The 17,393-nt window shown below is 40.9% G+C and carries 10 protein-coding genes; 6 read left to right on the forward strand and 4 right to left on the reverse strand.

Translation table 11 applies throughout. The features are described from left to right. Positions 1–4 precede the first annotated feature (4 nt). Together KXV15_RS03820 and KXV15_RS03825 are read left to right on the forward strand one after the other, a co-directional pair. Complete coding sequence (locus tag KXV15_RS03820; RefSeq protein WP_240006829.1) at positions 5–2,056, forward strand: glycoside hydrolase family 97 protein; 2,052 nt, start codon at positions 5–7, stop codon at positions 2,054–2,056. Positions 2,057–2,190: 134 nt separating this feature from the next. Then, positions 2,191–2,673: a Dps family protein gene (locus KXV15_RS03825; protein ID WP_240006830.1), complete on the forward strand. Its 483-nt coding sequence runs from the start codon at positions 2,191–2,193 to the stop codon at positions 2,671–2,673. A gap of 56 nt (positions 2,674–2,729) precedes the next feature. Here the strand turns inward: KXV15_RS03825 and KXV15_RS03830 are convergent, their stop codons facing one another. The 4 genes from KXV15_RS03830 to KXV15_RS03845 all read right to left on the reverse strand — a co-directional run bounded on the left by KXV15_RS03830 (position 2,730) and on the right by KXV15_RS03845 (position 10,724). Beyond that, positions 2,730–4,313 carry an alpha-glucosidase gene (locus tag KXV15_RS03830; protein ID WP_240006831.1) on the reverse strand — a complete coding sequence of 528 codons (1,584 nt, stop codon included), beginning with the start codon at positions 4,311–4,313 and terminating at the stop codon, positions 2,730–2,732. Positions 4,314–4,321: 8 nt separating this feature from the next. Then, the gene (locus KXV15_RS03835; protein ID WP_240006832.1) at positions 4,322–6,052 is read right to left on the reverse strand and encodes an alpha-amylase family glycosyl hydrolase; all 1,731 of its coding nucleotides are present in this window, start codon (positions 6,050–6,052) and stop codon (positions 4,322–4,324) included. 330 nt (positions 6,053–6,382) lie between these two features. Further along, positions 6,383–7,894: a tryptophan halogenase family protein gene (locus KXV15_RS03840; RefSeq protein WP_240006833.1), complete on the reverse strand. Its 1,512-nt coding sequence runs from the start codon at positions 7,892–7,894 to the stop codon at positions 6,383–6,385. Positions 7,895–7,988: 94 nt separating this feature from the next. Further along, positions 7,989–10,724, reverse strand: coding sequence for a TonB-dependent receptor (locus KXV15_RS03845; protein WP_240006834.1), 2,736 nt, complete (start codon positions 10,722–10,724; stop codon positions 7,989–7,991). 305 nt (positions 10,725–11,029) lie between these two features. Between KXV15_RS03845 and KXV15_RS03850 the strand changes: the two genes are divergently transcribed. The 4 genes from KXV15_RS03850 to KXV15_RS03865 all read left to right on the forward strand — a co-directional run bounded on the left by KXV15_RS03850 (position 11,030) and on the right by KXV15_RS03865 (position 17,383). Beyond that, positions 11,030–12,499, forward strand: coding sequence for an MFS transporter (locus KXV15_RS03850; RefSeq protein WP_240006835.1), 1,470 nt, complete (start codon positions 11,030–11,032; stop codon positions 12,497–12,499). Further along, a complete protein-coding gene (locus KXV15_RS03855) occupies positions 12,499–13,875 on the forward strand; it encodes an alpha-amylase family glycosyl hydrolase (protein ID WP_240006836.1) in 1,377 nt (458 codons plus the stop codon). Before KXV15_RS03850 ends, KXV15_RS03855 begins: the two co-directional genes overlap by 1 nt. Before the next feature lie 115 nt (positions 13,876–13,990). Beyond that, positions 13,991–16,018, forward strand: coding sequence for a transferrin-binding protein-like solute binding protein (locus tag KXV15_RS03860; RefSeq protein ID WP_240006837.1), 2,028 nt, complete (start codon positions 13,991–13,993; stop codon positions 16,016–16,018). A gap of 84 nt (positions 16,019–16,102) precedes the next feature. Beyond that, the gene (locus KXV15_RS03865) at positions 16,103–17,383 is read left to right on the forward strand and encodes a surface lipoprotein assembly modifier (RefSeq protein ID WP_240006838.1); all 1,281 of its coding nucleotides are present in this window, start codon (positions 16,103–16,105) and stop codon (positions 17,381–17,383) included. The last annotated feature ends 10 nt before the right edge of the window (positions 17,384–17,393 follow it).

Below are 17,393 nucleotides of genomic sequence, written 5' to 3' on the forward strand. Positions count from 1 at the left end.
AAAAATGCAAAAATTTGCAATTAAAGGCGGCAGTCGTCGTAAACTACTTATATCTGCGGCGCTTGCGTCATTTTTCCTATTTGGCGCACGCTTCGCCAATGCTGAAATTATTGGTGAAGTAAAATCACCGGATAAAAGCCTTGATGTTAAAATCGACTTGGATGGTGAAGGGCGCATTCGCTATATCGTTGATAAGGATGGCAAGGAAATGATTGCCCCGTCAACAATGGCGTTTTTGATGACTGATACTGGTCGTCTTGAACGTGGTTTAAAGCTTGATTCGACCTCGACTGATACGAAAAATGAAACTTGGGAATTGCCATGGGGCGAAACCAAATATGTAAAAGACAACCACAATGAACTAACCTTAAACTTTACTGAGGTTGAGGGCGCAAAGCGCAAAGTTTCTGTAATCTTTCGTGTTTTTGATGATGGTGTTGGCTTTAGATATTATTTCCCTGAAAATCGCCAATATAAAATACAAGACGAACTTACCGAATTTAATATTGCGCCGGAATCAAATGCGCTTTGGATTCCTGCGGGCGAATTAAATCGTTATGAATATTTATATCAAAATACCCCATTAAAAGAAGTGACACAGGCCCATACACCAATGACCGTTTCTACCAAGGACGGTTATTACATGTCATTCCATGAGGCGGCATTGGTGGATTATTCATCAATGTGGATGCGCCGTTATTCGGGGCAAAATTTCCGAACAACTTTGTCTCCTTCACCTGATGGCATAAGAGTAAAAAGGGATGGGGCATTTTATACCCCTTGGCGCACAATTATTATTTCAAAAAATCTTGGTGGCTTGGTTGAATCACATTTGGAATTAAATCTGAATGAGCCAAATAAATTAGGTGATGTTTCATGGGTTCACCCACAAAAATATGTTGGCGTTTGGTGGGAAATGCACCTTGATAAAACCACATGGAATAGTGGCCCAAGGCATGGCGCAAATACCGAAAATGTTAAGCGCTATATCGATTTTGCCGCTAAATATGGTTTTAGGGGCGTATTGGTAGAAGGTTGGAACGTTGGTTGGGATGGTAAATGGTTCGCCAATGGTCGCGAATTTGATTTCAAAAAACCATATCCTGACTTTGATATGGATTATTTGTCAAAATACGCCGCTAAAAAAGGTGTTCATATTATTGGGCATCATGAAACCGGTGCGAATATCTGCAATTATGAAAAGCAATTAGATGCCGCACTTGATTATGCAAAAGCCAATAATATCGAAGCTATCAAAACCGGTTATGTTGCCGATGCCGGTGAGGTTATTTCATGCGACACTGGCAATGAAATTAGGGTTTGGCATGATGGGCAAAGAATGTCTGAGCATCATTTAAAAGTAGTTGAAGAGGCCGCAAAGCGCCATATTGCAATCAACCCACATGAGCCTATTAAAGATACTGGCCTACGTCGTACTTATCCAAATTGGGTTGCACGTGAAGGTGCACGTGGACAAGAATATAATGCGTGGGGCGTACCGCCAAATACGCCAAACCACGAAATTAATTTGGTATTCACCCGCCTTTTATCGGGGCCAATGGATTACACACCAGGCATCTTTAAAATGGAAGGCAAAAATGGGCAGAAAATCCAAACCACGCTTGCAAAGCAGCTAGCATTCTATGTTGTGATTTATTCACCAGTTCAAATGGCAGCAGATTTGCCAGAGAATTACGAGGCAAATCTAAAAGCATTCCAATTCATTCGTGATTTAAAGGTCGATTGGCAAGATACAAAATTTATGGATGGCAAAATCGGTGAATATGTTGCCATTGCACGTAAAGATCGCGCATCAAACGATTGGTTTGTTGGTGCGATTAATAATGAAACCCCACGCGATGTTGCATTGAAACTTGATTTTCTTGATGATGGCAAAAAATATGTTGCCGAAATTTACCGTGATGGTCCAAATGCCGATTGGCGCACTAACCCATATGATATGATTATTGAAAAGAAACCTGTTAAAAAGGGCGATATTTTAAATTATCGTCTTGGTGTTTCTGGTGGTGCCGCTATTCGCATCAAAGCAGAGTAGGATTTTAAACATGCCCATAAGAAATTATGGGCAGGTATTACTATAGATAAAAACTATTAAAATCTTTAAAATTATCGATTGGATAAATAAAATCTATAATGATAAAAACCTCCTATGAAATTAGGAGGTTTTTTATGGCTAAACAACAAAAAATAGATATTGGCATTTCTGAAGAGCATCGCAAAGCAATTGCTGAAGGGCTTTCAAAATTGCTTGCCGATTCATACACGCTTTACTTGATGACGCATAATTTCCACTGGAATGTTACCGGCCCGATGTTCAACACTTTGCATAATATGTTTATGGCGCAATATACCGAACAATGGACTGCGCTTGATGAAATTGCCGAGCGTATACGTGCCTTGGGCTTTGCAGCACCCGGAACCTATAAAGAATTTGTAAAATTAGCGAGCGTAAAAGAAGTTGAAGGCGTCCCAAAAGCGTTGGAAATGGTTCGGTTATTGGTGAATGCCCAAGAAACAACTGCGCGCACTGCACGAAGCCTTTATGAGATTGTTGAAAAGGCAAATGACGAACCAACGGCGGATTTGTTAACGCAACGCCTTAATGTTCATGAAAAAACCGCATGGATGTTAAGAAGTCTTTTAGAGGAATAATTTTTGGGGGCTGGCAGTGCCAACCCCCTTAATTGTTTTCCCTGATAGGCAATGGCCTAAACTTTCAATAATATTAAGCCTAAAGGCGGAAGTTTTTCAAGTGTCGCACCGTTCACTTGTAATAAAATTTTTGAATTCTGTGAAAATTGATAATTTACTGTCACAAAGCCCAAATTAAAGGCACAAATAATGGTTTTTCCATCATATTCACGCTCAAAAATAAGGAGATTTTCATCGACTTGGATAAATTTAATATCGCCCCATAATAATTCTGGGGTTGATTGCCGCATTGCCATTATATTGCGCGTATAATTCAACATAGAATCGGCATTCGCTTCTTGCTTCGCAACCGCCTTTGGAAAGTGGCGCGAATCAATTGGAAGCCAGCTTTGACCATTTGTAAAACCGCCGTTACCTTGCCATACCATTGGTGACCGTGCCCCATCACGACCAAGCGTTAATGGGTAATTTTTGATTGCTTCGGGGTCTTGTAACTGATCAAATGGAATATCTGCCTGTTCAAGCCCCAATTCCTCGCCGTAATAAAGGAAGATATTGCCACGCATTGCCGCAAGTAGCGCCATAAAGCAACGCGCCGCCGCCGCTTCGTCACGTCCTTTTGCCCAACGTGAAACGCAACGCGGTGCATCGTGGTTGGAAAAGGCCCACGAAACCCAAAAATCTTGCGAACCTAATACTGCATCATGCACTAATTTTGGCGTGATTTCATCGGCATATAAAAATATAAAGCCATAAGCAGTGTTAAGTCTTGAGTTGCCTTTGGTGAATTCCCGCATTTCAACCGCTGCTTCTGCGCCGCCAACTTCGGCAACTGTAAAACGATTTGGGTACGAATTTATTACGCCGGCCAGTTTTTCAATAAATGCCGGAATATCAGGATGCGACATTGAATATTTTTGATACTGGTAATCAAAAGGACGGGTTTTAATGCCCTCAGATTTAGGTGGGTTGTCCCTGAATTCCGGATCGTGCATCAAGAAGTTGAGCGCATCTAGCCTAAAACCATCAACACCAAGTTCAAGCCAAAAACGGGCGACTTTTAAAATTTCTTCCTGAACTTTTGGATTATGAACATTTAGATCCGGTTGCTCGGGCAAGAAATTATGGAAATAATATTGACGACGTCGTGCATCCCATGTCCAACTTGGGCCATAGAAAACCGATTGCCAATTATTTGGCGGCGTGCCATCAGGTTTTGCATCTGCCCATACGTAATAATCAGATTTATCATTATCTTTGGAGGAACGAGATTGCTTGAACCATTCATGTTCATCAGATGTATGGGAATAAACCTGATCAATAATTACTTTTAGGCTTAATGAATGTGCTTTTTCCAATAATTCTTTGAAATCAGCCAAAGTTCCAAACATGGGGTCAATGCCGCAAAAATCTGCAACATCATATCCAAAGTCTTTCATAGGAGAGGTGAAAAATGGTGAAATCCAGATGCCATCAACCCCAAGTGAAGCGATATATTCAAGCTTTTCGGTAATGCCTTTTAAATCACCAATACCATCGCCATTTGTATCCATAAATGAACGTGGATAAATTTGGTAAATGCACGCACCCTTCCACCACGGAAGATCGCCTTCAGATTTACTAAAGTGTTGTTGTGTCATTATTTTATTCATTTTACAGCTCTGTAAATCGCATAGCCAAAAGGTTCAAGGTTAATTTGTAATATTGCATTTGCATCAGATGTGTTTGCACCGTTATTTATTAAATCATTCCAATTTTTATTCTTAAAATTGGTTTTTACATTCTCATTTATCGGCTTGTCAGAGGTGTTGAACGCGACAACAATTTCATTGCCCAAATCATCAACACGTGAAACGGCAAATATACCTGGGCCATTTTGCGTTTTGCGGATAATTTGCTTTCCTCGTTTAAGCGCGACATTAGATTGCCGAATTTGTGCCAACATTTTCAATTGCTGATAAAGCGGGTGAGATGGGTTGAAATTATTATCGGCGGTGGTTGCATTGGTTCCCAAAAGAATATTGTCATTATATGAGGCAACTTTTGATGGGAACATGTCCTCACGTGCGGCTTGATCATTGCCATGTCCTGTAAAACCTTGCTCATCGCCTGAATAGATTGTCGGACTACCGCGCAGCATCATAAGCATTGCATTAGCAAGTTTTACCCTTGCCAAAAGCTCTTCATTGCTTGCGTTTGGCAATGATTTCCGAAGCATCATGCCTAAACGTCCCATATCATGATTAGATATGAAGGTTTGGTTGGTTAGTGCTGATTTATAACCACCTTGATACAAAACATCACTATCAAAAAGAAGGGTGAAATTATCGGTCGGTTCATTCTTGCCAACTACGCCAAAAACAGTTCCTTGGAATGAGAAATCAAGTACTGCAGGGGCTTTGTCACGGCGCGTATAAAGAGCAAGTGTCCCAACAGAGGGGTTATCAAATGCAACCTCACCGAAAATGTGGAAGTTTTTAATGCCATTTTTGGCGGCGCGTGCCTTGATTGCAGGAATGAATTTTTGCCAGAAAACGCTATCAACATGCTTGAATGTATCGATCCTAAAACCATCGATTTTGTATTTATCAATCCACGTGCCGTAAATATCAATAAAGCCTGAAATTACACGTGGATTAGAAGTATCAAAGTCATCAAGGCCTGAAAAATCGCCTTTTATTGTGCTTTCGCCCCACCATTCGCTATTGCCACGATTATTGTAATATTGTGGGTCGTTCGTCCATGCAGGGGTTTTGGCATTTTCTTCCCCTTTTGGAATGAATGCGGTATATCCTTTTTTCGGAAAGTCATTGGTATTGCGGTATGGGCACGGCTTATCGACACATTCCTTGTATTGGATTATGTCCGCCGAATGGTTGGTAACAATATCCATATAGACCTTAAGCCCCATATTATGGGCTTTTTCAATTAATTGCTTGTATTCTGCTTCGGTTCCGTAATGTGGGTCGATTGTGGTGAAATCAGTAATCCAATAACCGTGATAACCCGCACTTTCATCACCCTTTGGTCCTTGGACTGGTTTGTTTTTAAAAATTGGTGCAACCCAAATTGCGGTTGCCCCAAGGCCCTTGATATAATCCAGACGATTCATAAGCCCTTTTACATCGCCGCCATGGTAAAAACCTTTGGAAGTTGGGTCAAAGCCAGTAATCAATCTATCGCCAATGAGGCCGCCATTATCGTTTGCCTTATCGCCATTTTCAAAGCGATCTGGCAAAAGGAAATAGGTTATTTCATCTTCTGGCAGGCGGTTTTCAAACTTATCGCCCGCAATCGCATAAGAGGGCGCAGTGCCCGCATAAAATAGGGCAATTAAAGGAATTAGACTTGTGGCAAAACTCAATTTTTTAATAAACATTTCGTCACTACCCGTTGTAAAAGTTTAAAGTATGCGCCCCCTACCGTTACTGGGGAGAGGGCAGGGGACGCAAGCTCGCAAAGAAGTTAAATTGGATGATTTATGGCGATACACCACACAAATACTTGGCGTATCCGGCGCCAAGTAAAATCCCCCTTCCTTGTTTTTATAATATTTTATTCGTGTTTTATTCTGCCTTATGTTTTTGCAAAAGTCCACAAAAAAAATACTCAAACATTGCAAAAAGTTTTTAATAACCTTGTTATTTTCCTTTAAATAAAGGCTATTATGTAAATTTTTACCTTTGATGGATTTTTGCAAAAATTTGCATTAATTCATTATGGCTTGTTTCAAAAAGTCATCATGCAATGGCAATGGTGCAACAGCATTATTGATAGTCTGGCTTATACTTCCGAGATAACCTTTAAGGTTATTTACATCGATTGAATTTGCGTATGCGTGCGGGTTTTGTGGAATTACACCTTGGCCAACCAATACTTGGAGCCAGCTAGGGTATTTAAATAAATCATACATATTTGGTGAAAGTATGCCGGTATTGCGGAATAAATCCATTTTATGCCGCAAGCTTTCCGGAATTGGCATTTTACGTCTGTCATCCCAAAATTTACTCTTAAGTCGCTGTTCACCATCGCTTTGTGCTACATAGTGAAGAACAATAAAATCGCGAACCATATCAAATTCAGTTGCGCCTTGTTCATTGAATTCATCCACCAGGTTTTTATCAATGCCTTTTACTGGCATTAATGCGATAAGGCGGGCAATTGCCCCCTGTATGAAGTGAATTGCGGTTGATTCAAGTGGTTCTAAGAAGCCGTTTGACAGTCCAATTGCCACGCAGTTTTTATAAAACCCATATTCACGACGGCCGGCACCAAATTTTACAATATTGGGGTCTGCAAGTGCGGGGCCATCAAGGTTACGCAACAAAACTGAACATGCCTCATCGTCCGAAATATAGTCTGCACAATAAACATATCCATTGCCGATGCGGTGTTGCAAAGGAATGCGCCATGACCAGCCGGCATCTTGTGCGGTTGCACGTGTGTATGGGGTAATGGGTGAAACCCCTTCACAGGGGACATAACATGCGCGGTTAACCGGCAAAATATCGGTATAATCGCGGAACTTTACCCCCAATGCCTGCCCCATCAACAATGAACGGAAGCCAGAGCAATCAACAAATAAATCGCCGTCAACCTCTGTGCCATTTTCCATTACCACATTTGCAATATAGCCAGTTTCGGTATCAAGTTTGGTTTCAACAATTTTACCTTCGATACGTTTTACGCCCTTGGCTTCAGCATATTTGCGAAGATATTTTGCATAAAGTGAGGCGTCAAAATGATATGCCCACGGCATTCCATCAAGTGGCGCGCAATTAACGTTTTCAGGTCTTTCAAATTTATTATGCTTTGCGGCTTGATAGTTTAATGAATATTTCCATAAATCATCTTGTGGGTCATTAAGGTATGATTTTAACCAGTAATTATGAAACTGTACCATGCCAGTATCTTTGCCAATTGTGCCAAAGGCGTGCATATAACGATGGCCAGCTTTATACCAATTTACAAACTCAATCCCTAGTTTAATGCTTCCTTTGGTTTCGCGCAGAAATTCATTTTCATCTAAACCCAATAATTGGTGAAATAAATGAATTGATGGAATTGTTGCTTCACCTACGCCAATTATACCAATCTCTTCTGATTCAATAAGTGTGATATCGTGGGTGGTGCCAAACATTCTTGATAATGCTGCTGCTGTCATCCAGCCGGCAGAGCCACCGCCGACAATTGTAATCTTATTAACCTCACCATTAATCATAATTTCCCCCTTAAAAATGGTTATAAATTAAAAAGCACCTGCCATATAAATTACGGCAGGTGCTAATTAATTTAATAATAAACCTAATGGTCAATTACCATTTATAGCTTAGACCAACCATATATGTTGCACCATATTTCTCTTCGCGAACAACGTTGTCGCCAAGATACATAAAGAATGGTTCGTTGGTTAAGTTTGCACCTGACAACAAGATATTTAAACCTTTTGCAGGGCCGCTTTGTAATGTGTAGCTTATTTGGGCATCATAAATTGATTCAGCTCTTACATTACGGGTTTGCAAAGAGTTGGTGTAATCAGGAACTTCGCCAACAAAATCACCACGATAACGATTGCTTATACGAGCTGAGAATCCATTTTTCTCGTAGTAAACAGTTGTGTTGATAATTTGTTTTGAAAGCCCTGGTACGTCAACATCGCCTGTGCCGCTTGGGTCAATTGCAGAATCGTTGAACGAGCCAGAAACCGTGACACCAAAACCGTCAAGAATTGGGGTTACCATATCAAGTGGAAGTGATGCGGTTGCTTCTATACCACGGATGTAGCCACCTTGACCGTTCGCTGGGCCGGAAAGAATACCAATTCTATTTGCGTCAGCTTGCGTACAATTTGTAGAGCAGTTTTGAGGTAGTGTTACACCGGTAAAGTCGTAAACTACAGAGCGTCTGTAAATAAACGAAGATAGGTCTTTGTAGAAAATCGCCGCAGAAACATAACCTTTGCGACCAAAATATTTTTCAACAGAAAGGTCGTAATTGGTTGATTTCCATGGTTTTAGTTTTGCATTTCCACCATCTGCGTTCCAGTAATAAACGTTACCTAATCCGTCAACGTATGGTGCGTTGTTGGATGCAACGCTATAACCAACGCCGCCAGACATATCGTCCATACGTGGGCGAACAATTGTAGTTCCTGCGCCGAAGCGAACTTTCAAATCATTGCCAAGATCAAAGTTAAGGTTCAAGCTAGGCAGATTGTCTGTATAGTTGGTTCCGTCAACAAAATAAGATGTTGCGCCATTGTTGACATATGCTGAAACCGCAGTTTGGTCGGCATGAACGCTTTGGAAGCCAATGTTACCGGTTACAGGAATACTACCCAATGTAGTATTGATGTTTGCCATGATGAAAGTGGTTGTAATGGTTTCATCAACTGACCAATTTTTCTTGTTATTATCACCTTCAAATTGGGAGAAGCCAAAATAGCCACTATCCCACATGCCAAGTGAATCATAAGCAATCATTCCGGTTGAGCTGCCCAAGAATGACGCATCGGTAACGCCTTTTCTATATTGGGTTGGCACGCTTGCGCTTGATGCAAGGCCAGGAAGCAAGATTGCGCCTTCTACGTTTAGTTTATCTTTGCGATGTTCAGTTTTGTTGACACCAAAAGTAACTTTATCGATGAACTTATTCTCAAACTTGCGGGTTAGTGAAAGTTTGGTTGCGGTCATATCATCGTTAACGGTTGGGTTTTTAACGTAACCAGCACGACCAACAGCACCACCCCAGCCTTTAGGGTCGGTTAATACCACTGTGTTAAAGCTTGAATAATCAACCGCACCAGTCAAATTATATGAATTGTTTGCACCGCGAACAAATTTAACTGTATCTGTCGCGCCAGCGCCATCTGGTCCTGTGCCGGCAGTAGATTCAAGAATTAAATCTTCGCGATCAAGTTCTTGATGGTTGCCATCAAAATCAACGGTCCATTTATCGGTCAAATCATATGAAAGATTTAAGCCAACTTGATTGATGGTTGATTTACGACGGTTTGCGTAGTTTTCAACAATAACCTTAACATCGGTGAAAGTACCTGAATCATAGAATTTGCCGTCTGAAGAAAGGGTTCCAGATGCTAGTGTTGCGCCGCCCCAAGCCAATGGATATTCAAGGCGTGCGATTTGTTGCAATTCTTCAAATTCTGAATGGTATGCGTCAAACACAACTCTTAACTTGTCTGATGGTTTTGCCTCCAAAACGCCCATAAAACCATCGCGTTTAAGGTTTGAAGACTGTACTTGGTTCTTTTGACCACCTGGAAGGAATGCACCATTCATGCTGGCAAGGTTTCCATCGCCCCAAGGTTCATCTTTGGTTGCTTGATACGGAGATTCAGTGTGCGCATATCCAAGAGCAATACCAAAGGTTCCATCTAGGAATTGGTCAATATATGTACCGGCATAGCGGCTGCCAGTATTTTTGTAGCCACCTAGCGCTGCCTTTTCGCTGTTTTTCTCATAGCGACCATTAACAGCGATAATTCTTTTGCCAACTGTAAGTGGGCGAACGGTTTGTAGGTCTGCAGTACCAGCAATACCTTGGTTTACCATTGATGCGTTCGCAGTTTTGTAAACTAATACAGCGTTGATAAGCTCAGATGGGTATTGGTCAAATTCTACTGAACGGTTGTCATTGGTTGAAACCTGCTCACGACCATTAAGTGTGGTTACAGTATAATCAGGGCCAAGACCACGAAGGCTTAGTGATTGCGCGCGACCATTTGTACGTTGCGCCGCGATACCAGGAAGGCGGGCAATTGATTCTGCGATTGAGTTGTCTGGCAATTTACCAATATCTTCGGCAAAAACTGACTCTGCAATCTGTACAGATCTTTTCTTTGCAGAAATGGCGTCTTGGATACCTTTACGGATACCAGTTACCACAACAACAGTATCATCTTTTTTTGGATCGGTTGCTTCTTGTGCTGAAGCGGTTGCAACAAAGCCAAATGAAATTAGGCTTATTGCACTTGTTGCGAGCAAATACGGTTTAATGCCCGCACGTTTAACGTGACGTTGATTGATTTTCATTCCTCACTCCCAGTTTGTAACTTTTGGCAAATTCGGCATCTTTTGTGCCTTTTGCAAAAATTTGCAAAAATTAGTTGCTGTATGTTACGATATTTTCATAAAATGTCTAGAGGAATTTGTCAAATACTATGTATTTTTGCCAGAATTTTGTTGTGGTTTTGTTTGGTATTGCAGAATTAGGTTTAAATGGTAATATATATTTGCAAAAATTTGCAAAAGATGCTTGCTAAAAATAATTGGCTTTTGTATCCATTGTTTAATAATTAAAATAAAACACATAATTATAATATGCTAAGGAGAGGAAATTGAATAAACCGCAAAAAACGCTTGCTGAATTGATGAATATGTCTTTCGGCTTTTTTGGGATTCAAATTGGCTTTGCCCTGCAAAATGCCAATATGTCCCGCATTTTCCAAAGCCTTGGCGAAAGTCTTGATAATTTGCCGGCATTGTGGATTGCCGCACCGTTAACTGGCTTGTTGGTACAGCCGATTATTGGGCACTTTTCGGATAAAACATGGGGCAAATTAGGTCGGCGCCGCCCGTATTTCTTGGCCGGTGCGATTTTGGCAACAATTGCATTGTTTGTTATGCCGCTTGCTCCTGCTTTGTGGTTTGCGGCGATGATGTTGTGGATGCTTGATGCATCACTGAATATTTCTATGGAGCCGTTCCGTGCTTTTGTTGGTGATATGCTTGATAAAAACCAACATACCAAAGGCTATGCAATCCAAACAGCTTTTATTGGTGCGGGCGCAGTCGTGGGGTCAATGTTTCCTTATCTCCTTAGCCATCTTGGGGTTTCCAATGAAGCGGCTAATGGCACAATTCCTGATAGCGTTAAGTTCAGCTTTTGGTTTGGCGCAATTGCAATTTTCTTGGCCGTACTTTGGACGGTGATAACCACAAAAGAATATAGCCCCGAAGAAATGGAATCATTTAAAAGTGATGAAAACCATTATGAAGCACCAAAACTAAACCAGAATTATATGGCGTATTCACCATTTGCCTTGGCGGGTGTTGCAGTAATTATAGCGGTATTAAAATTTAATCTTGAAAAAGAGGTTTTGTTACTAGGTGGTCTTTTAATTACCTATGCAATTTTAGGAATGATTGCGATTTTCTTCGAAAAGAGCGGCAAATCAAATCCCCTAAGTCAGATTGTTGGTGATTTTTCAGGTATGCCAAGCATTATGAAAAAACTGGCATTGGTGCAGTTTTTCTCATGGTCGGCGCTTTTCATTATGTGGATTTATACAACACCAGTTGTTGCGCAAAATGTTTTCGGAACCGTTGATACCGCAACAAAAGCATTCAATGATGCTGGAAATTGGGTTGGGATTTTATTTTCTGTTTATAATGGCGTTGCGGCATTGGCAGCACTGTTTTTATTGCCAAAATTATCGGATAAATTTGGCAAAGTTAAAACCCATATGATTTGCCTTCTATTTGGTGCGCTTGGCTATCTCAGTTTCTTTTTCATAAAAGATCAAAACCTTTTAATAGTTTCTGAAATTGGTGTTGGCATTGCGTGGGCATCAATTCTTGCCATGCCATATGCAATTTTGGCATCTTCCCTGCCACAGCAAAAATTAGGCATCTATATGGGCTTGTTCAATGTATTCATCGTTGTGCCGCAATTATTGGTCGCGACTGTGATGGGAACAATTTTGAAGCATTTCTTCCCGCACGATCCGATTTATACAATGGGTTTTGCCGCCGGCGTAATGTTTTTGGCGGCGGTATCAATGCTACGTATCAAGGAGGAAGTGTAATGAAACGCGCTATACTTCCAATTCTTGCTGGTGCGATTGCCCTTTCAACTAATTTTGCTAATGCCGGTGATCTAAAAGATTACCAGCCCAAACCGTATGTTGAAATTACGCACCCAAGTTGGTCGCGTAATGCGGTGATTTACGAATTAAACACCCGCAATTTCACAAAAGAAGGCACATTCAAGGCCGCGCAAAAGCAATTGCCACGCCTAAAGGCAATGGGCGTTGATATTGTTTGGTTGATGCCAATTCATCCAATCGGTGAAAAGAATCGCAAAGGCACCTTAGGAAGCCCTTATTCAGTGCGTGATTACTTTGCGGTTAATCCCGAATTTGGCACTAAAGAAGACCTAAAGGCTTTTGTTGATGAGGCGCATAAATTGGGAATGCATGTTATCCTTGATTTGGTGGCAAACCATACTGCGTGGGATAATGTTATGGTTACCAAACATCCCGATTGGTGGGAGCGTGACATAAAGGGTAATTACCACCCAACACCTTGGTGGGATTGGTCTGATATTATCGATCTTGATTATTCCAAGCCAGAATTACGCAAATATATGACCGATGCCATGGTTTATTGGGTTAAAAACTATGGGATTGATGGTTATCGTGCCGATGTTGCGGGTTATATTCCTGTTGATTTTTGGGATACTGCCCGTGCTAAACTTGATAAAATCAAGCCCGTATTCATGTTGGGTGAGTGGCAGGATATCTCTCTGCATCGCAAGGCATTTGATGCGACCTATGCTTGGGATTGGTATAATACGATGGAAAACATCGCGCATGGCAAAAGTGACGCAACCTCACTTTATGGCTATTATTCCGCCAATGAAAGTGCATGGCCCAAAGACACAATGCGCATGGTATTTACTGAAAATCATGACAAAAACGCATGGGAAGGTACTGGCTATGAGGCATTTGGCGATGCCTTACCCGCCGCCATTGCCCTGAGTTTTATTGGTGAAGGCATCCCGCTTATCCATAATGGTCAAGAGGCATGCAATAAAAAACGTCTTGCGTTCTTTGAAAAAGATGAAATCAAATGGGGTGATTGCGATGTTACTGCATTGTTTCCCAAGCTGGTGGCAATTAAACGCGCCAATCCGGCATTGCAAAGCGCACAATTCGGCGGGCGTATGATAAAAATTGAAAATGATAACCCGCAACAGGTCTTTTCTTTCCTTCGTAAAAAGGATGCAAACAAGGTTGTCGGCGTGTTCAACTTTTCTGCAAAGCTGGCAAAAGTAACTCTGCATGATGATTTTTATCTTGGCGATTATTATGATTTAGATGGTAATCAGGATAAAATTATCCATAACCAACAACTTGAATTAAGGCCGTGGGAATTTAAAATTTATCGTACCGGAAAATAATTATAAATGCCGATGTGACAATTTGTACACCTCACTGTTTTTTATCCTATCCAAGATTGCAAGTATGAATTTTATGTAATATTAAGCTCGCAACTTCTGATTTTATAGGTGTTGTGTGCAAAAAACAAAGTTTGTTGGAATTTCGCTTGTTGGTATGATTCTTCCTCTTGCCGGTTGTGGCGGAGGAGGCGGTGGCGGAGGCGGATCAACAATTGTAAGCCCGCCACCGCCCCCACCTCCGCCAGTGGTTGCTAATAAAGGTTTTGGTGCGAATGATTGTGCCACCAAGCCGGGGTCAATAGCCTGTGCTGCAGCAGGTATTGTACTTCAGGGGCCGTCAATAATTCTAAGCAGCAATAAAAATTACAAAGGTAATTATTACGCTGAGATATCTGGTCCAGAAAAATCTGCTAATAAAATTGAATTTACACCGGGTTCTTCGACTGCTTGGGATGATGAATCATTTATTTGGTATTACGACCAAAATGGTACACCAGATAAAACAGCTTTAGCAAATAATATTCCTATGGGAAAATCATATGACGCCCAAGTATTTGGCCCATTAAGTGGCCGACGCTATTCATGTAATTTATCTATACAATATTGCGGTTTTGTCGAGGTAAATTGGATTGACGCCAAAACTAGTGAAAGCGGTGACTTTGATTATGTTTTCCCTTTCATCAGATATGAAAACCATTGGCCTCAAGATAGTCGTGCGTATGGGGTCTTCGGAATGCAAACAGGTGCCTTTACGCCTGCTATGCTAACTGGAAACGCAACTTTTGCAGGAACAACTTTCGGTGAATATTACAAAAGTTCTGGTGCTTTTTACTCGACAACTAGTAATTTATGGCTGCAGGCGAATTTTGCAAGTGGCGCGATTAATGGCTCCGCAACAAATTTTAAAACTTGGTATAGTGGAAATGGTGGTTTAGGTAGTAATTATACACTTGCCAATCTGAGTGAAAATCTTGATTTTGATTTCACTGCATCACTAACTGCATCTGATGGTACTTTTAAAGGTACTGCAAAAAGCCGAAATGGTGGAATTGGGCTTGATGGTTTGGTTACCGGCTCATTTTTTGGCGAAAAGAGTAAAGCTCCTGATGAAGTTGGAATGAGCTATTTATTAGGTGACCCAATATCTGGCACATACATGGCTGGCGCTGGGGTGGCGGGGAATAACCCTAATGCTACGCCACCGTCACCACCTCCACCCCCTCCGCCTCCGCCGCCACCTCCGCCACCACCACCTCCACTTGCGCCGGGATGTATTGCCGGAGAGTGTTTGGCTGTTGCAGAAACATTTTATGGTCCTTCTGCATTGCTGAATGTAAAAAATTCTGCGCCAGGCTCTGCAAATCCTGTGTTTTCAACTTATCTAGACAATGTTGCGAGTGATGTATCCGTTGAAGTTGACCCAGGCGCAACTAGCAGCGATACTGATGACGTTTATACAATTACATACAAAATAAACGGCGTTGACTATAAACAATCATTTACAGGGTTAATTGGTTTAAGTGACGTTTTAGGCAACTATAAAGCTCAAGTTTCTCTACAAAATGGCTATAATAATTATATATATCTTTATGATGTTTCTAACTCATTAAGTGGTACACTTGATTATGTTCAAGTTGCTGAATTTGACCGTCAGGTTAGCGACACCCAATTGCAAATTGGTTTTATGGTTTATGGCCGACAGACGCAAGCAAGTGATATGCCGACAAGCGGTAGTGCGTCGTTTGCAGGTGGAACGCGTGGTATGTACCGAATTGCAGATGGTACAAAGTTATATAGTACCGCAAGTGATATAAATATGACTGCTAATTTCGGTACAGGTGCAATAAATGGCTACACTTCTAATTTTCGATTTATGGACGCAAATGGAAAACTTGTTAATTTAGGTGAGAAATTAGATTTTAATTTTAGTGCTAGTATTATTTCTGGTTCATCAACTTTTTCTGGTTCTGCTATTACAGGTCCAGTTAGTGGCGGCGGAATAGGTGTAAGCGGCAATGTTAATGGTGCCTTCTTCGGGGAAAAAGGAAAAGAACCCAAGGAGGTAGGTCTGACTTATAAATTAGGCGATCCGGCCAAGGGGGCTTATATTACTGGTGCCGGTGCAATGAGTCGTCAGAAATAGTCTAATTTCGTGGATTTGAATTGGTTCAGAAAAATCTCTTCTAAAGATAATATTGCCTTATTGGCTGTTGTCCTATGTGTATGTATGGCAAGTAATTGCAATGCACAGGCGGTGGAGCCAGCTAATACAAAGATAATCCTTCAGGGGGATGGTGCTTTGGCGGCAACCATAAAAATCTTGGTGATTAATGGAAAATATCGAGAAGCGCTAGATTTATTAAATAGTTCACAATCTATGCTGCAAACCGATGAGGGGTTGCGGCTTAAGGTGCAGCTTATGATGGAATTGGGCATGGATGATGAAACCATCATCTTGCTTGAAAGACACTTGGCAAGTCACCCAGATGATGCCTTGGCAAGATTTCAGATAGGTGAACTTCATTATCGGAATAAAAGAGATAAAGAAGCTAAGTTAGCTTATAGAATGGCGCTTTCAGGCAATCTTGATGCATTGCGTGTTGAAATGGCAAATAAGCGTCTTGCCGCAATTAACCGCCGTCGTACTATCAAATATAATGCAACTATAGCCATTATTCCTGATAGCAATTACAATTCAGCAACTAATGAAAAATATATTGATATATTTGGTTTGCCATTCAGTCTTGATGATAATGCGAGGAGGAAGAGTGGAGTAGCGCTTGGTTTAAATGGTAGTTCTGAGTTTGTTAAACGAATCAATAATGGAACCTCTTTAAATTTTTCCGGTAATTATGATTATACAGATGCCCCAGGGCATAATGCCGACCTTTTAAGGCTTGAAACTTATGCTGGACTTGAGTTTTCTAATGCTGGTGAATATTTGATATCAATTGGGCCTGAATATTGGCAATCATGGATTGATGGGAAACTTTTTGAAAAATCAACAGGGCTCAGAGTTTCTTTTGATAAATTTATAAAAAATACTGATTGGCGGCTCGATTATATGGGGTATCACAGCAAGGATTTATTCTCCGATTACCGTTCGGGTTGGTATAATAATTTTAGCTTTACGAGAACCAAATATAGTAATAATTCATCATTCCATTTCTATTCATTTGCTTTTGGCAATAATTATACTGATGTCGATTCAGAAAATTATAATCAATTTGGCGTAAGTGTAGGGAAATTGTTTAATACCCCACTTAATACAACTACTTTATCTCAAATTAGCTATAATGAGCGAAAATTTGATGCGGCTTCATTTGCGTATGGCGTTGCACGTAGCGACAAAGTTACGGAATTTAATGCGAAAATTTCAAAGCGTGATTGGCTTTGGTTTGGATCACATCCGTATATATCTTTGAACTTTTCTAATAGTGATTCCAATATCACTTTATATAAATATAATAGGCAAAGAGTTGAATTTGGCCTTACTAGAGAATTCTAGATTATAACAA

The sequence above is a fragment of the Pseudaquidulcibacter saccharophilus genome, from assembly GCF_019455445.1.
GTDB classification, from domain to species: Bacteria; Pseudomonadota; Alphaproteobacteria; order Caulobacterales; family Aquidulcibacteraceae; genus Pseudaquidulcibacter; species Pseudaquidulcibacter saccharophilus.

Coding starts and splice junctions, on each gene's coding strand:
- KXV15_RS03820 (WP_240006829.1), top strand. CDS start 5: ATGCAAAAATTTGCAATTAAAGGCGGCAGTCGTCGTAAACTACTTATA.
- KXV15_RS03825 (WP_240006830.1), top strand. CDS start 2,191: ATGGCTAAACAACAAAAAATAGATATTGGCATTTCTGAAGAGCATCGC.
- KXV15_RS03830 (WP_240006831.1), bottom strand. CDS start 4,313: ATGACACAACAACACTTTAGTAAATCTGAAGGCGATCTTCCGTGGTGG.
- KXV15_RS03835 (WP_240006832.1), bottom strand. CDS start 6,052: ATGTTTATTAAAAAATTGAGTTTTGCCACAAGTCTAATTCCTTTAATT.
- KXV15_RS03840 (WP_240006833.1), bottom strand. CDS start 7,894: ATGATTAATGGTGAGGTTAATAAGATTACAATTGTCGGCGGTGGCTCT.
- KXV15_RS03845 (WP_240006834.1), bottom strand. CDS start 10,724: ATGAAAATCAATCAACGTCACGTTAAACGTGCGGGCATTAAACCGTAT.
- KXV15_RS03855 (WP_240006836.1), top strand. CDS start 12,499: ATGAAACGCGCTATACTTCCAATTCTTGCTGGTGCGATTGCCCTTTCA.
- KXV15_RS03865 (WP_240006838.1), top strand. CDS start 16,103: ATGGCAAGTAATTGCAATGCACAGGCGGTGGAGCCAGCTAATACAAAG.